This is a genomic window from Virgibacillus sp. LDC-1 (genome assembly GCF_030137545.1).
In the GTDB taxonomy this organism is placed as follows: domain Bacteria; phylum Bacillota; class Bacilli; order Bacillales; family Amphibacillaceae; genus LDC-1.
The window spans coordinates 14,239-30,478 of sequence record NZ_JARUVL010000013.1; the positions used below are offsets into that span (position 1 = coordinate 14,239).

A 16,240-nucleotide genomic window follows, 5' to 3' on the forward strand; every position below is an offset into this window, starting at 1 on the left:
AAATTGAACATCAACAGGAGGTGTATCCTTTTTTGCGCTTGCAAAAAAGGAACTTATTTGGAAATATTTAATTTGGTCATGGTAGCAATATTAATTGCATTAACTGGTTTTTTTGTGGCAACTGAGTTTGCGATTGTAAAGGTTCGAAGTACAAGAATAAATCAATTAGCTGCGGCAGGGAATAAGCGAGCCATTACAGCAAGTAAGCTCGTAAACAATCTCGACGAATATCTTTCGGCTTGTCAGCTAGGGATTACAATCACCGCATTAGGTTTAGGTTGGTTAGGTGAGCCAACAGTGAAGCGAATTCTTGAACCGCTCTTTATACAATTACATGTATCAGATACAGTGGCATCGATTCTTTCGTTTATGATTGCGTTTGCGTTCATTACGTTTCTGCATGTTGTTATTGGGGAACTTGCGCCTAAAACAATAGCAATTCAAAAAGCAGAAGAAGTTACACTATTGTTCGCAAAGCCGATGATTCTATTTTATAAATTGATGTACCCGTTTATTAAGGTGCTGAATGGTTCTGCACGTATGATTACAAGTTTATTTGGAATGAAGTCTGCATCCGAGCATGAGGTAGCACATTCAGAGGAAGAGCTTCGCATGATTCTTTCAGAAAGCTATAAAAGTGGAGAAATAAACCAATCTGAATATAATTATGTAACAAATATTTTCCGATTTGATAACCGAATTGCGAAGGAAATCATGGTGCCAAGAACGGAAATCATTGCTTTTGATAAGCGTGATTCATTACAAACCTTTATTAAAACGGTCTCAAATGAAACGTATACGAGATATCCTGTTATGGATAACGATAAGGATCACATTATTGGTATCGTCAATTTAAAGGAAGTATTGCTGCATCATGCTAATGGAAAATCAGTGGATGAGCCACTAGAAACCTATACGCGACCAATTTTACAAGTGGTTGGTGTCATGCCAATTCATGATTTATTAGTGAAAATGCAAAAAGAACGTATCCATATGGCTGTGTTGATTGATGAATATGGCGGAACAGAGGGAATTGTTACGGTCGAAGATATTTTAGAAGAAATTGTCGGGGAAATCCGGGATGAGTTTGATGTAGATGAGGTTCCGGAAATTAATCAAATTGATGAGAACAAAACCATTGTAGATGGTAAGGTCTTGATTGAAGAAATTAATCATTTGCTTGGTCTTGCAATTGATGACACCGATGTTGATACGGTTGGTGGCTGGGTATTGCTTCAGAAAACAGAAGTAAAGCCTGGTGATACGATTCATTTCGCTGATTATCAGTTTAAAGTGCTTGAAGCAGATGGATATCATATTCGATCACTAGAAATACTAAAAGCGACCGATTAAATAAAAAATTGATAGGGCGAAGTGTATACAAAAAAGCCAAACAAAGCGGCTCTTTGTTATGCCTAGCAAGTAATTGGAAAAGGTGAGCTTCCTTGTAAAAGGAACTCACCTTTTCTGTTTGTGCAGCTATCCTCTGTGAAAGCGAAAGTTTTACCAGCCGCGATCTTGCATTCTTTCTTCCGTTGCAAGCTTTGCAATGTCCAGTCCTTTCATTGCGCTTCCTAGCTCTTTCGATAGCTTGCCAATCAGGTCATAGTTTTGATAGTCCTTTGTGGCCTGTACGATAGCTGTTGCAAATTTTTCAGGTGTTTCTGATTTAAAAATACCCGAGCCAACAAATACGCCATCTGCTCCTAATTCCATCATAAGCGCGGCATCTGCAGGTGTCGCTACTCCGCCTGCTGCAAAATTAGCTACTGGTAATCTTCCAGCTGCTTTAATTTGCTTTAACACGTCATATGGCGCACCGAGCAGCTTTGCTTCGGTCATAAGCTCGTCATCCTGCATTTGGCAAATGCGACGGACCTGTGCATTTACTTTACGCATATGACGAACTGCTTCGACAATGTTCCCTGTTCCTGGCTCTCCTTTTGTGCGCAGCATAGAAGCGCCTTCACCTAAGCGACGAGCTGCTTCTCCTAAATCACGGCAACCACAAACAAAAGGAACATCATAGTTGTTTTTTAATAAATGGAATTCTTCGTCTGCGGGGGTTAGCACTTCACTTTCATCAATATAATCAACCCCCATTGCTTCTAATACTTTCGCTTCGGTAATATGTCCAATTCGTACCTTTGCCATGACTGGAATGGATACAGCTTTCATTACTTCTTCTACTATGCGCGGGTCTGCCATGCGGGCAACACCACCTGCTGCGCGAATATCGGAAGGCACTCTTTCTAAAGCCATTACTGCAACAGCGCCAGCCGCTTCTGCTATTTTTGCTTGTTCGGCATTGATCACGTCCATGATGACGCCACCTTGTTTAAAACTAAGCTGCTTTTTTGATTGATTTGAAATTGACATCTAATCGTCTCCTATCAACATATTGTATTATTTCTTATTTCCTTTATTATAGAAAGTAAGTGATATGGTTAAAAGCACCAGTTTTGAGTGAATTGACCATGCCAGATAAATGGAGGATGTTTAGATGGAAATATTAGCGTGCCAATTAGACCGTTCAAATAGTACCCCTTTATACGAGCAATTATATTTATATATCAAACAAGAAATTACAGAAGGAAGACTAGGCTACGGGGAAAAGCTTCCATCAAAGCGCAATTTTGCGGCGTTTTTGAAGGTGAGTCAGAATACAATAGAGACAGCCTATGAACAATTAATTGCAGAAGGGTTTGTGGAAGGACGTGCGCGAAAAGGCTACTTCGTTTTAGCCTATGAGGATTTGGAATATATTCAAACGCCAGCTACGAAACGAGACAATCATCAATCCCAGAAACAACCTATTCGTTATAATTTTCACCCAAGCTGGATTGATACAGCAAGCTTTCCATTCACGAAATGGAGAAAACATGCGAAGACGCTTTTATCTCAAGAACATCATGGCTTGCTCTTGATGGGCAGCTGGCAGGGAGAGTTAGAGCTGCGTGAAGAGATTGCCTACTATTTATATCATGCTCGCGGTGTTAAATGTGACCCAGAACAGATTGTTATTGGAGCAGGAAGTGAGCTTCTCCTGCAACAGCTTGTTCTCTTATTTGGTGAGCGTGCCGTATATGGTGTGGAAGATCCTGGTTATCATGTGATTTCTCGAATTCTTGCGCATTATCCAAACCATGTATATCCGCTTCGGGTGGATGGAGAAGGATTAGATGTTGGCGCATTAGAGGGAAGCAATGTGCAACTCGTGTATACAACTCCTTCCCATCATTTTCCTTATGGGGCGGTATTATCTGCTAATCGTCGCGTACAGCTGTTAAACTGGGCGAGCTCGAAGGAAGATCATTATGTTGTTGAGGATGATTATGACAGTGAATTCCGCTATAGTGGGAAGTCGATTCCAGCTTTGAAAAGCATGGACAAAGCAGAAAAGGTTATTTATTTAGGATCCTTTTCGAAATCCTTGATTCCTTCCTTACGTATTAGCTATATGGTGCTTCCGAAAGGCTTATTACCTATCTATCGGAATCTTTTTTCATACTTTCATTGCTCGGTATCTCGAATAGATCAGCATATTTTAGCCCGATTTATGCGGGCAGGAGATTTTGAGCGTCACTTAAATCGAATGCGGAAAATTTATCGTCGCAAATTAGATAAGACATTAAAACTATTAAAGCCTTATGCAAGTCAAATTAACGTCATTGGCGAGCATTCTGGATTGCATATGATGCTTTCTGTGCATAATGGGATGGAGGAAAAAGAATTGGTGGAACGGGCAAAAAAGGCGAACATAAAAATTCATTCCCTGTCCGCTTATTCATTATCAGAAATGGAAAATTCTGCTCCAAAGATCGTGCTAGGATTTGCAGGAATACCCGAGGAAGAGCTTGAAATTGCTATTCCCTTATTATTAGAGAGCTGGCAGATAGAATAAGGGGAGACTATGCTCCCTTACTCTATTACAGATTTTCTTCAAAGGGGTGTGTCCTTCTTCACATCGTTTTTAAAACAAGTTTTTTTAACAAGGGTGTAAAATAAGCCGGCAGCTCGGTTATGTTTGGAATCATTAGTCGTTCTCTACCGTAAATATTTTGCATCATCTGATCATCGTTTTCTTGAATCTCACCGTCTGCTAGAAATATCCCGATGACCTCGATTCCTTTTTTACGCGCTTCATAAACCGCCTTATTTGTATCGACAATCCCATTTTCGTGGTAATTTGCTGCCGCGGGCTCGCCATCGGTGAAAACGATGATAAACTTATTTTTTTCGGTTCTTGTTTCCAACTCCTTCGTTGCGACTCGAATACTAAAGCCATCTCGATTGTCTTCTTCTGCCTCTAGCTGCATAATTTTTGGACCATTTTCACGATACAGGGAATCTGTGAAGGAATGGATTTGGTGAAAATAATTCGGCTGAATGGAATCTGTCCCTTCACTAGCATCTTCCCAAAAACCAGTGATTGCATGCTTTATTTTTAAGTGCTTTAGCACTTCATGAAATAGGGTAATTCCTTTTTTAGTTTCCGCCATTTTCGTATGCATAGACGCAGAACAATCAACTAGGAGTGAAAAGACTGCATCCAATTCTTTAGCAGGCTGTTCTTTTTTATAAAAAATGCGCGGATGCTTGTCTGTAACGATTGGCAAAAGATTTTTAGCAAGTCGTCCATAATGTAAATCATTTCGAGGCATTGTTTGCTTATGCTCCAAGGTTGCTTCTAATGTTTTGGCGAGCTTTTTTTTATAGATGCTAATTGCTTCAACATAAGCTTCGTAGACTCGCTTATCCTGCAAGGATGGTTGTATGGAAGGCTTGTTCCGAATAACAGCATATTTATTTTCATTCCCAAAGATCGACGCTTGTATCGAATCTTCATCGGTGTTTTCTTTCTTCTCAAGTGTTTCCATCTTGGAATAGTCTTGTTGCTTGGCTTTTCCCGAGGCACCTTGAATCGCTGCAAAAGCTTGATCGCCATCCTCAGTTTCACGCGCGCCACCGCCCATTAAGCTTGTTTTTGTTCCTTGTTCTAGTTCAAATTGCAGAAAATTTTGCTTGCCTGTACTGTTTTTGTTTTCCCGATGCCATGTAGAAAACGCTTCATCAAAATAATCGCTTTTATCTTCATCTACCTGTTCGATATCATCATTGTTTAAGGCGTCAGTTCGTGTTAATTCATCGAATAATGTATTTCGCGTATAGTGTTCGATATTAGCAATTGGAAAAGGGAAATAGATATTTTTTGAATCGGTATAATGGGTGTTTAGCTTTTGTACAATCGCTTCGGTAATATTGGTTACCTCGCTTGTTGTATTCGCGTCAAACACCGAAAAAACAAGCGATTTAACCGCATTCAAATAGTGAAGCTGTTTCGCATTTGCCTGTGGAAAATCTGGATCTGGGCGATCTGCTTGCAGGAGCAGATAGATTAAGCAAAATAATTCGTCTGTTTCATAGCTTCTCGTAACATTGGCGGTAAGTTGATGTGAAAAATGATGAAGAAGCTGTTTTTTTCGAATCTGAAATGCTTTCTTTGTCCCAGGACGAATGCGTTTTATGATTTCTTCTAAGCGAATATCTTCAAAAAGGGTTACGAGCTGTAAAGCAAAATTTTCAAGCGTGGTAGTTGTTGCACGTGCTCGAAAATCGTTGAATGCTGGAACAGATGTAAAGTAAAGTGTTCCTAAAGTTCGTAAATAAATATCCGTTTTATAGCCATATGGTCGATCGTCTTCAGCAGTATGATCCCAAAAACGACTTGCGCTCACCTGTTGATGAACAAGATCAATAATTGCGCCATTCTGAAAAGAAAAGCTTAGTTTAGCATGTCGAGAAAGGACGGTCGTTAAATCCTGTAATTGTAGAAAAAGCCCCGTATCTACTTTTTGATTGTGAAATCGATACATAGAAAGGCTCCTTTCTAGAAAAGTGTTTCTGCTAGATTTTGTACAAATTGCTTTTCACGGTCATCCTCTAGCTTGTCGACAATCGCGCGTTTAATTGCACGTTCCGGTGGAATAAGGCTACTTAAATCACAAGCATCCAGTAATGCACGAATCGACGCTGCATCCTCTGCTAGCTTACCTTGCTTAACACCACGAACAAGGTCCTCAGACAGCTGTACAAAAAGCTTGATTGTTTGCATGTCCGTTAATGTTGAATTAGATTTTATGAGTGCTAGTAGCTGGTCTCCTGCAATATAAGGGATTTCAAGCACGATAAATCGATTTTTTAACGCTTCATTTAAAGGTACGGTTCCAATATACCCCTCATTAATTGCGGCAATGACTCGAAAACCTTCCTTCGCCGTTATTACTTCATTTGTAAATGGATTCGTTAGCGTTCGGCGGTAATCTAATACACCATTTATGAGTGGTAGTGTTTCAGGCTTCGCCATATTTATTTCATCAATATATAAAAAACTACCATCGTTCATCGCATTAATAACAGGACCTGGAACGAATTGTATTTGCTGCTTGTTGTTTTCATATGTTAACGTTTTAAAGCCGAGCAGACTCTCAGCATCTAAATCAATGGAGCTATTCACGCTAAACATCGGCTGCTGAAACAGAAAGGATAAGGTTTCTGCAAACTTTGTTTTTCCGGTGCCAGTAGGTCCTTTTAAGAGGATGTTCTTTCCTAAGCTAAGTGCTGTAATCGCGTCAGTAATCAAGGCTGAGTTAGGCGCAACATAGCCTCCTTGCTTAATTAAGTAGTTGTAGTTTGTGGGGTCTGTTCTTTTATTTTGCTGTAATATTGCATGAATTTGTTCAGGTAAGTTATTCATATAATATCCCCTTTCCCTCACATTGTAAGCTTTTTGATGAAGGATAAAAAGCGTTTGGCTTATGGAATCGGATTAATATAAAATAATTTAACGGAAATGGATGGTTGGGATTTGATTATAAGATAAACGAGCAGTTGAAATAGGGGATCCTCCTTGAAAAAGAAGATCGCTCTTTGTCCGTGCGATGTGTTGCTGCCGAAGCATTCCTTGTTCCACGGAAATAGCAACAGAGGAACGCAGACGAAAACCGCTACGCCCTGTGGCAACATCTGCACTAGTACGTCCTGTATGTCGAAAAACCTACTCGGAAAAGCCTTCCTTCTTTTCCGAGTGGAGACTGTGACCGGGGAAAGCGAACCCGCTTATAAACTGCGATGCCAATAAATGGATTTTGAGATAAATGTTCTTGTTCGTTTCTTCTCCTCTAACTAATCCATCGCTTTTCACTTGTTTAAAATAGGATCCATTACCATTTCTGTGGAAACATTAATAGGATAGAGCTGTTTTGCATTCCAAAGGACGAGTCCCTGTGAAAGCGATAAATAAATAGACGCTAGCTCCATGGCATCTCCTGAACGAAACGTTCCATCCTGTTGTCCAGCTGTTATAATCCTAGCAATTCCCTGTAATGACTCCGAGTAATGCTTGGAAATCGTTTGTTTCATTTCAGAAGAAAGGTAATCGGCATGTAGTGCTTCAATAATGAGTAGATGTCGATCTAATGCGGTGTCTGCAGCACCAGAAAAGGTAAGCTCTGTTAGCCAATTTAGCTTATCTAGTGCAGTACCTTCCATGTTTTCCGCTTGATCGACTGCTTCGATAAACAAATCAAGTACATTGCGAATTAAAGACATATAAATATCTTCTTTCGATTTAAAGTAATGGTACAGTAATCCATGACTTAAATTAATAGAAGACGTTATATCGCTAATTTTTGTCCCAGCATAGCCTTTTCGGGCAAAAATTTTCAATGCTGCATTACTAATTTCTTCATAGCGTTGATCACGAATCATTTTAAATTGTTCTTCACTTTTTGCCATGATATAGTTCCCCCCCCTTGTATATATATATTGCTATTATACATGTTCTAAAAAAAGACTTCATGCAAAAGTGAATAAGTCTCATCTTCCATATATTACCACAAATAAAAGGAATATGTTTTGATTGACTTGTTAGTCAATATTGAATATGATTACATTGGTATGAATAAAATTCGAATGAGAAGGGGTGGGGGAGTTGAGTAGACTTCAAGGGAAAGTAGCCATTATTACAGGTGGTGCAGGAGGAATTGGAAAAGGAATTGCAACTGCTTTTGTAAAAGAAGGAGCAAAGGTTGCAATTGTTGATTTAAATGAGCAAGCAGGAAATGCAACGTTAGAAGTTTTAAAAGAGCATCAGTCTGACTCTATTTTTATTCAAGCCAATTTAGCAGAGCATGATAAATTAGCTGACATTGTAAAACAAGTTGTAGATGCATTTGGACAAGTTGATATATTAGTAAACAACGCACACGCATCTAAAATGGCATCGATTGAAGATACGACCCAGCAGGAATTGGATTTATCCTTTAATACAGGATTTTATCCGACATTTTATTTGATGCAAGCTGCATTACCATATTTAAAAGAAACAAAAGGTAAGATTATTAATTTTGCTTCAGGAGCTGGATTAAAAGGAGATAAAAATCAGGGCTCATATGCAGCTGCTAAAGAAGCAATTCGTGGGATTACACGTGTTGCAGCGAATGAGTTTGGACCGTTTGGAATTAATGTTAATATTATTTCTCCAATTGCTAAGTCGGAAGGTATGCTGCAATGGGCAGAAGCCAATCCAGAATACTATCAAGGAATGCTATCCAATATTCCACTAAGAAGACTAGGTGAACTAGAAAGTGATATTGGTCGTGTTGCCGTATTTTTAGCGAGTGAGGATTCAGATTATATTACAGGTCAAACATTTATGGTTGACGGTGGATCAATCAAATTGCGTTAAGGGGTTAAAGAAATAGATTCACAAGCTAGTATATTGCTAGTTTGTGAATACTATTTTGTAAAAATAGAATACTGAAAAGGGGAATTACGGTGAGTAATAATAAAAAGAAAAGTATTCACTTTGCTTGGTGGGTATTATTAGGATTATCCATTATGATTGGACTGGCAAGAGGTGGAATAAATAATGCCGGTGGGTTATTTTTAACTCCGGTTTCAGAGGATTTAGGAATAGGGATTGGTAGTTTAACACTATATCTTAGTATTTCTTCTATTGTAACGATGATATTTTTACCTATAGCTGGGAAAATGATGGCGAACTTTAATATAAAAGGATTATTAATTTTTGCAATCATTTTGCAAGCAGGTTCATTTGCAATGTTCGGATTAATGAATTCTGTGTGGGGCTGGTATATCTTTTCAGTTCCAATGGCAATCGGAGCAATCTTTGTAACAACAATGGCAGGTCCAGTACTAATTAATCGTTGGTTTAAAAAGCATAACGGTTTAGCAATGGGTGTTATGATGGCAGCGGTAGGACTATTTGGAGCGGTTATTCAACCATTAGTTGGAAGATTAATTGCAGAACAAGGCTGGAGAAACGCATACATTATTCTTGGGGTAGCTGCAATTGTAATTATTATCCCAGTTGTGTTGTTAATGATTCGGAAAACACCAGCGGAAAAAGGTCTGTTACCATATGGCATGGAAGAAATGACAGGAACAGATGACCAATCCCAGGATTCTGCAGAACGCGGTGTGACAATGGCGGATGCGAAAAAATCGATGGCATTTTATGCAATTTTATTATTCTTTTTCTTTATGACTGCGATCGGCAGCTTTGCACAGCACATTGCCCCATATGCAATGGGAATTGGATATGATGTAGAATTTGCGGGTAATGTAATGGGTGCATTTATGGTTGGAATGTTAGTTGGTGCATTGGCATTCGGTTTTCTAACTGACAAAATCGGTGCGAGAAACACAGCAATTTTTTCTATGTTGACTGGTATTGTATCCGTTAATTTATTGTTATTTGTACCTGGAAATGCAACTGTATTTACTGTAGCGATTGGGATCTTTGGATTTGTTACAGCTTCGATCGGTACATTAGGACCACTTTTAACAACAGCAATTTTTGGAAACAAAGAATATAGTGTTATCTATGCTTCTGTTGGAATTGGATTAGCAGTAGCGGGAATTGTTGCTTTACCTGGCTATGGTTTCGTATATGATATAACAGGAAGCTATACGTCTGTATTATATACGATTGTTGTTATGCTAATTATTAATATTGTACTTGTTATCCTTGCGTTTAAAGGGAAGAAGACATTAGTAGACAACGGAATGTGGAAGTAATTTTTTCATAATGCTTTAAAGAGAAAGAGCTTTAGGTTGCACTGCCCTAAAGCTCTTGCTTTTTTTACTAATTCGTTTTGACATTCCTATGTCGCTTGCTTCTGCTTGTTGAAAGCCTGCTCGATTTTCTCCCGACCTGCTTGGATGCTTGGATGAAATTGAATGGATGCTGCTTCACGAACTGCTTTAACCTCTGCAATGGCTTCATCTATCTTATACTTTATCTTGTCGACCTGAATGCTCGCATGTACGATAGAAAGCCCTGCTAGATGTCCTTGTGCTCTTGCAACCTTCGCACTTTCAATGCCAGTAATATTTCCAGCAACATAAAGTCCGCTAATGGCTGTTTCCATTTGTTCGTTATGGATAGGCACATGACCACCAAGCTCTTCTACATACTGGAATGGACAGTTAATCACCGCTGCAAGCTCTGTGAGCGGATATAAGCCTCCCGCAATACATACGAAATCTACTTTAATTTCCTGCTCCGTTCCGCTAATCGGCTCTCCCTCAGCGGTGATATTACAAATTGTAACCGACTCTACCTTATCCGTACCATTAATCTGAAGCACTGCTTTTCTTATATGAATCGGCATACCCCACATTTTCACCCCGCTTTTAGGATAAAAAGTNGTACCATTAATCTGAAGCACTGCTTTTCTTATATGAATCGGCATACCCCACATTTTCACCCCGCTTTTAGGATAAAAAGTAACCGCAAGATTTCGTATCCAGCTCGATTTCGCAAACTTACTTCCAAAGCGAATAAAGAAGGAAGGAGCAAGATGAGCAATTCGAACAAGCCCTTCCATTACTTTTTTAGGGTGGCCATGTTCCGCGTTTATAGTGTTTTTAGCTGGTAAAGCCATGCTATGTAGTTCTATTCCCGCTAATTGCAGCTCTCGTGCAATTGCAGCAGATAACACATTCACACCAACGATAATGCCCTTCTTTCCAACACGTACACGATGCACGTTCGTCATTACTTGTGCTGCTCCAATCGACATAACACCTGGCAATGTCCAGCCAGGAATTGGTGCAGCGGTTTCTGCTGCTCCTGTTGCAATTAATAGCTTTCTTGCAGAAAAACTCCCTTCGTTCGTACGAATGGAAAACCCGTCCGCTAGCTTCTCGATATGATGAGCGGAAACTCCACATTGAATCACGGTGTTTAATTCTTTTGCTTTATGTAATAAAAGCTCTGTCTCGTGAATGCCATTCCACCATTCACCATTTGGCTCTTGATGAAGCTGTCCTAGCAATCTACCTCCAGGCTTCGGGAATTCATCGATGACAAGCACGTGTAAATCCCATTCGCGGCAGGCAATTGCAGCAGATAATCCAGCAGGACCTGCTCCAATAATGACGACATCATACATCCAAATCACCGTCTTTTCTTGTAGGGTGTTTTTCTGCGAAAGCTGCATAGGTCCGCGGTAAATGCGCTGAACCAGCTTCAGATTTTAAAGGAGCAGGCTGTAGCTTACCACTTTCAATTCGCATATGTTCTTTGATTTCTGTCATACAAGCGCGGGTGTTCGACTGGTTATTAACGGTAACCCGACATTCAAAACAATGTCCAATATTACAATAAATACCACGAGGGCTTCCACTCTCCTCGTGAACACGCAAAGTGCGTACACCATTGGCAAGTAATGCAGCAGCAATGGTTTCTCCTTGAAAGCCTTCATATTCTTTACCATCAAATGTAAAACGAATAATAGGACGGTCTTCGAAGCTCCCTAAAACTGGGTGATCGATAATGCGATTGCTATTCATTCGACTTCCCTCCTAGTACCGCCAAAGATACAGGTCTAATCGGAGGCGAGACTTTTAAGGGAATATCATGACCAGGAGTTTCACCTGTTATAGTAGCTAGTGCTGTATCAATAGCTGGTCTGCATGTGCGTCCTCCACAAAATCCCATTCCTGCTCTTGTACGCAATTTTACTTCACGAGCAGAGCACTTATATTTTGTTGCTGTCTCTGTTATATGCTGTAAGGTTACTTCCTCACATCTACAGATAATGATATCTTCCATTTTTTGATGTCCCCCTGTTCCCAATCATATTCATGTAAGCGATTTCAAAAATGCATTAAAAAAGATTGACATGTGATTCAAAGCTATTCTAACATATATGATAGAATTGAATAAATTTTTTAACAAGTGTTTTTAGAAAAATAAATGATCCGAATATGTTACGTAGTTGGTAGTGGATAAAATATACGAGGGGGATAATGATGGAAAAGGCGAACCAAGCAGAAGTAGCCATTATTGGTGGGGGAATTGTAGGCTGTGCAATTGCCTATTACGTGGCAAAGGCAGGAATAGATTGCATGCTTATTGAAAAGAATGATATCGCAAGTGGCACTTCCTCTAAATGTGATGGCAATATAACGATTGTAGATAAGGACCCTGGATTTGATAGTCAAATGTCCCTTGTAAGTCAGGAGCTCACCACGGAACTAGGAGACGATCTTGATCTTCCATTTGAATATCGAGCATTAGGAAGCATCCTTGTATGTGAAAATGATGCAGAGATGGAAGCAGCTGTGGAGTGGGTAAAGATTCAAAATGAAGCTGGTTTACGCTTTAAAGTACTTGATCAAGCAGATATCAAACAGGAATCGCCCTACTTTGCAGATGATTTACCTGGTGGGTTAGAGTGTGAGACGGATTCGTTAATAAATCCCTATTTATTTTGTTATTCACTCATTGATAAAGCAAAAGCATATGGGCTTAAATTACATACACATGCTGAAGTAAAAGGTATTACGAAGCAAGACGATTTTAAAATAGATACAGAGAAAGGGACTTTTCGAGCGAAAAAAGTTGTAAATGCGGCAGGAGTGTGGGCACCTTTTATCGGGGAAATGCTCGGTATCGATATTCCCATTAAGCCTCGAAAAGGACATATAATTGTCGGAGCAAGGCAAAAGCCGATTATGATGCGAAACGTCATGGAATTTGGCTATTTGATGAACAAGTTCGAGCGTGAGCGAGTTGCCGATGCACGTACAATGGAGCATGGTGTTGCATTAGTCCTTGAACCAACAGAAAGTCAAAACTTCTTACTTGGAAGCAGTCGTCAGTTTGTCGGCTATGATAGTAGTGTAGATATGCAGGTTGTCGAAACGATGGCAAGAAGGGCGATGCGTTTCTTTCCGAAAATGGAAGATTTTAATATGATCCGTACTTACACTGGTTTCCGACCATGGACAGCCGATCATTTGCCAATCGTATCCGCAGTGGAAGAGATGCCTGGGTTTTACATTGCTGCCGGGCATGAAGGAGACGGAATCAGTCTTGCAACAGTAACGGGTAAATTAATTGAAGCGTTGCTATGTGAAAAAGAAACGATTATCCCAGTAAATCCGCTGCGATTTGATCGATTCACAAAAACACCTGTTTCTTAGACTGCATTGCGGAGCTAGGACAAAACTCAAGTAAATGAAGAAAGTCAGATTGTTCATCTTTCGATGGACTGTCTGACTTTTTTTAATGAATAAGATAATCCTGATTTTTTCCATCCCTGCAGATGGCATCGACGTTTACCTTGCACTACAGGTGGTTGCTTTTATCACGGGCATAAGAGCAACATTACAACGAAAGAAAGTGACATCGCTTTGCTCTTTTGTGATGGTTATACGTATGCTTTATCAATTGCATGTCCGACTATATTTTTAAATAAAGCTTGCCAAAGATTTAAAGTAGGGAATTAACGAACTCTTTACGAAAGGTTAATACTACTAGAACAATCGCTCTCTATAATAATATGTGTAGGAAATAATTCGGCATGATTAGAAGTGTCGGAAACACGTCAAAGGGAGAGTGGAGACGATAGCAAAAAAATTCATCTGGTTTGATCTTGGTTATACTCTTGTTCATCTAAATCGTGAAGAAATTTATCACCAGCTCTTAAAGGAGGAAGGGATTGATAGATCAGTTGAAGATTTAGCAGTGGCATTTCATTTGACAGATAAGTATTTTATGCGAGAACACCCAGGTTTTCTTAGTAATAAAGGGACAGACTTTTATGATGTATATTATTCAAAGCTTCATAACTTTATCGGTATATCACTACCCCCATTTCCTCCCCATGAGGTAAACGAGAAAATGGAGTGGCAAATATATTCTGAGACAATTCCAGCATTACAGGCGTTAACAGCTTCCGGTTATCGCTTAGGATTGATTTCTAATTGGGATCAAACTGCGAGAACTATATTGCAGAAGACAGGCATTGAACCATTTATGGAACAAATCATCATATCCTCTGATCTTCAGATTGAAAAGCCTGATGAGAAAATTTTCACACATGCATTGCAGCAAGCACGTGTTTCCGCATCAGAGTGTTTATACGTAGGTGATAATTATTATGATGATGTTATTGGTAGTAATCGAGTTGGAATGGATTGTGTCTTAATAAATGCCCATGGAATTACAGGGATTGAAGAGTTGCTCCATACTGGCGTGAAAGTCATCCGAGGAGTTGGAAATCTTCAACAATTAATAGCTTCCGTTCCTGTAAGAGGGCTATAGATGAATTCTATTAATGAAATAATCAAGCAAAAGTATGAGTCATTAAGCAGAACCCAACAAAAAGCAGCACATTATATTTTAGAAAATATGGAAGAGATCACGGTTCTATCAGCACATAAAATTGGTGTTAATTCCAATGTTAGTGAAGCTACGGTACATCGTCTAGCACAAGCACTTGAATTTCGGAGCTTCTTGGAAATGAAGCAAGCTATACATCACTTTATGAAAAAAGATCAACGGGTTGTACACAAGCTAGCTTCAACAACAACGGTGAAACAGGAATCATGGCTAGAGCAGCATTTTATACAAGAAGCGGAGAATATCCTTCGTACAAATGAGCAGCTCGAAAAGAAAACAGTAACTATGATTGCGCATGCTTTTTTGGATGCAAACAAAATATGGATAGCTGGTTGGAGAATGGGACTATCTGTTACATCATATATGCGTTTTGCATTACAGTATATGCTAGGAAACACCATGCTTATTCCACAAGGAGAGATTGCTGAAAATACCGCTTATTTACGTCATGGAGAAGTACTTTTCATATGTGCTTTTCCTCGATACTGTAAAAAAACAATTCAAGTAGTGAAAGCTGCAAAGGAACAGGGAGTATGTGTCATTGCAATAACTGATTCTCCCTTATCTCCTGTATATACTCTAGCTGATTATTGTATTCTAGCGAAAAATAAGTCAAAAAGCTTTTTAGATTCCTATACTGCCGCGTTATCAGTATGCCATGCAATTTTAAAAGAAATTTCATATGTTGGTGGAGAACGTATTAAAAAAAATATTAAAAATATGGAAGATTACTTTGAACTCTTTGAAGAAAATAGCTTGGAATAAAAGTGAGGGGATTACGTGAAGCTCACTGTTATTGGTTATTGGGGAGCGTATCCAAAGGAAAATGAAGCAACTGCATGTTATTTGATTGAACAAGATGAGACAAAAATCTTATTTGATTGTGGGAGTGGTGCATTATCTCAATTAACAAATTACATCAGTATTAACGAAATAGATGCGGTTTTTATTAGTCATATACATGCAGATCACATAGCGGATCTTTATTGCTTAGAATATGCGATGCGTATACAACAACAGCTTGGAAATCGAAACTCCGCACTAGATGTTTATATTTACACGGAGGATTTAAATCATCTTCCCTTGGAATATCCAACAGCTATTCGAGCTCATTCAATTAACCTAACGAGTGTGATTAAAGTTGGAAAATTAGAAGTGACCTTTGCAGAAATGCTTCATGAAATTCCGACTTGTGCAATAAAGGCTACGAATGCTAAAGGAACATCGCTAGTGTACAGCGGTGATTCAGGGTATACACCAAATTTAATTAGATTTTCACAGGACGCGGATTTGTTGTTGATTGAGTGTAGCTTTTATCAAAGGCAGAAAGGGTATGTAAAAGGACATTTGTCTACTACTGAGGTTGGTGAAATAGCCTCAAAAGCGAATGTTGGAGAGCTCGTGTTAACACACTTGCCACACTTTGGCGATATTTCACAATTAATAAACGAGGTACGTCCTTATTTTCAAAAAAAGATTTCAAAAGCACATACTGGCTTGTCCATTCTATTATAATTG

14 protein-coding genes and 1 pseudogene are annotated in these 16,240 nt (G+C 39.2%); 8 read left to right on the forward strand and 7 right to left on the reverse strand.

All coding sequences use genetic code 11. The features are described from left to right. Positions 1-57 precede the first annotated feature (57 nt). The gene (locus QBK89_RS11400) at positions 58-1,353 is read left to right on the forward strand and encodes a hemolysin family protein (RefSeq protein WP_284141176.1); all 1,296 of its coding nucleotides are present in this window, start codon (positions 58-60) and stop codon (positions 1,351-1,353) included. Positions 1,354-1,503: 150 nt separating this feature from the next. Here QBK89_RS11400 and pdxS read toward each other — a convergent pair whose 3' ends face one another. Beyond that, on the reverse strand, positions 1,504-2,379 hold the full coding sequence (gene pdxS, locus QBK89_RS11405; protein ID WP_284141177.1) for a pyridoxal 5'-phosphate synthase lyase subunit PdxS: 876 nt from the start codon (positions 2,377-2,379) through the stop codon (positions 1,504-1,506). A 124-nt stretch (positions 2,380-2,503) separates the two neighbouring features. On the opposite strand from pdxS, the gene pdxR reads away from it, so the two are divergent. Beyond that, positions 2,504-3,904 (forward strand): MocR-like pyridoxine biosynthesis transcription factor PdxR, encoded by a 1,401-nt coding sequence (gene pdxR / locus QBK89_RS11410; RefSeq protein WP_284141178.1) that lies wholly within the window; start codon positions 2,504-2,506, stop codon positions 3,902-3,904. A gap of 58 nt (positions 3,905-3,962) precedes the next feature. Here pdxR and QBK89_RS11415 read toward each other — a convergent pair whose 3' ends face one another. From QBK89_RS11415 to QBK89_RS11425, 3 genes are all read right to left on the reverse strand, one after another. Then, complete coding sequence (locus QBK89_RS11415) at positions 3,963-5,876, reverse strand: vWA domain-containing protein (protein ID WP_284141179.1); 1,914 nt, start codon at positions 5,874-5,876, stop codon at positions 3,963-3,965. Between the two features lie 14 nt (positions 5,877-5,890). Next, a complete protein-coding gene (locus QBK89_RS11420) occupies positions 5,891-6,757 on the reverse strand; it encodes an ATP-binding protein (protein WP_284141180.1) in 867 nt (288 codons plus the stop codon). 443 nt (positions 6,758-7,200) lie between these two features. Then, entirely contained in the window at positions 7,201-7,797 is a 597-nt protein-coding gene (locus QBK89_RS11425) for a TetR/AcrR family transcriptional regulator (RefSeq protein ID WP_284141181.1), read from the reverse strand. 196 nt (positions 7,798-7,993) lie between these two features. On the opposite strand from QBK89_RS11425, the gene QBK89_RS11430 reads away from it, so the two are divergent. Both QBK89_RS11430 and QBK89_RS11435 read left to right on the forward strand, forming a co-directional pair. Next, the gene (locus tag QBK89_RS11430) at positions 7,994-8,749 is read left to right on the forward strand and encodes an SDR family NAD(P)-dependent oxidoreductase (RefSeq protein WP_284141182.1); all 756 of its coding nucleotides are present in this window, start codon (positions 7,994-7,996) and stop codon (positions 8,747-8,749) included. Between the two features lie 89 nt (positions 8,750-8,838). Then, complete coding sequence (locus tag QBK89_RS11435) at positions 8,839-10,104, forward strand: MFS transporter (protein ID WP_284141183.1); 1,266 nt, start codon at positions 8,839-8,841, stop codon at positions 10,102-10,104. A gap of 86 nt (positions 10,105-10,190) precedes the next feature. On the opposite strand, the gene QBK89_RS11440 is transcribed toward QBK89_RS11435, so the two are convergent. The 3 genes and pseudogenes from QBK89_RS11440 to QBK89_RS11450 all read right to left on the reverse strand — a co-directional run bounded on the left by QBK89_RS11440 (position 10,191) and on the right by QBK89_RS11450 (position 12,145). Beyond that, positions 10,191-11,483: an NAD(P)/FAD-dependent oxidoreductase gene (locus QBK89_RS11440; protein WP_284141235.1), complete on the reverse strand. Its 1,293-nt coding sequence runs from the start codon at positions 11,481-11,483 to the stop codon at positions 10,191-10,193. A gap of 94 nt (positions 11,484-11,577) precedes the next feature. Next, positions 11,578-11,883: pseudogene (locus QBK89_RS11445) on the reverse strand ((2Fe-2S)-binding protein); the annotation flags it as partial. Beyond that, positions 11,876-12,145 (reverse strand): (2Fe-2S)-binding protein, encoded by a 270-nt coding sequence (locus QBK89_RS11450; protein ID WP_284141184.1) that lies wholly within the window; start codon positions 12,143-12,145, stop codon positions 11,876-11,878. The gene QBK89_RS11450 and the pseudogene QBK89_RS11445, both read right to left, overlap by 8 nt. Positions 12,146-12,345: 200 nt before the next feature. Here QBK89_RS11450 and QBK89_RS11455 point away from each other — a divergent pair, with 200 nt between their 5' ends. The 4 genes from QBK89_RS11455 (at position 12,346) to QBK89_RS11470 (ending at position 16,237) form a co-directional block, all read left to right on the forward strand. Beyond that, positions 12,346-13,521, forward strand: a complete 1,176-nt coding sequence (locus QBK89_RS11455; RefSeq protein WP_284141236.1) for an NAD(P)/FAD-dependent oxidoreductase — start codon at positions 12,346-12,348, stop codon at positions 13,519-13,521. A gap of 415 nt (positions 13,522-13,936) precedes the next feature. After that, on the forward strand, positions 13,937-14,644 hold the full coding sequence (locus QBK89_RS11460) for an HAD family hydrolase (protein WP_284141185.1): 708 nt from the start codon (positions 13,937-13,939) through the stop codon (positions 14,642-14,644). After that, positions 14,645-15,487, forward strand: coding sequence for a MurR/RpiR family transcriptional regulator (locus tag QBK89_RS11465; protein WP_284141186.1), 843 nt, complete (start codon positions 14,645-14,647; stop codon positions 15,485-15,487). A gap of 15 nt (positions 15,488-15,502) precedes the next feature. Beyond that, positions 15,503-16,237, forward strand: a complete 735-nt coding sequence (locus tag QBK89_RS11470) for an MBL fold metallo-hydrolase (protein ID WP_284141187.1) — start codon at positions 15,503-15,505, stop codon at positions 16,235-16,237. Positions 16,238-16,240 lie beyond the last annotated feature (3 nt).

Bases quoted from the DNA above. Each gene is read 5' to 3' on its own strand.
- QBK89_RS11450 (WP_284141184.1), bottom strand. From the start codon at position 12,145: ATGGAAGATATCATTATCTGTAGATGTGAGGAAGTAACCTTACAGCAT.
- QBK89_RS11420 (WP_284141180.1), bottom strand. From the start codon at position 6,757: ATGAATAACTTACCTGAACAAATTCATGCAATATTACAGCAAAATAAA.
- QBK89_RS11465 (WP_284141186.1), top strand. From the start codon at position 14,645: ATGAATTCTATTAATGAAATAATCAAGCAAAAGTATGAGTCATTAAGC.
- QBK89_RS11415 (WP_284141179.1), bottom strand. From the start codon at position 5,876: ATGTATCGATTTCACAATCAAAAAGTAGATACGGGGCTTTTTCTACAA.
- QBK89_RS11455 (WP_284141236.1), top strand. From the start codon at position 12,346: ATGGAAAAGGCGAACCAAGCAGAAGTAGCCATTATTGGTGGGGGAATT.
- pdxR (WP_284141178.1), top strand. From the start codon at position 2,504: ATGGAAATATTAGCGTGCCAATTAGACCGTTCAAATAGTACCCCTTTA.
- QBK89_RS11425 (WP_284141181.1), bottom strand. From the start codon at position 7,797: ATGGCAAAAAGTGAAGAACAATTTAAAATGATTCGTGATCAACGCTAT.
- pdxS (WP_284141177.1), bottom strand. From the start codon at position 2,379: ATGTCAATTTCAAATCAATCAAAAAAGCAGCTTAGTTTTAAACAAGGT.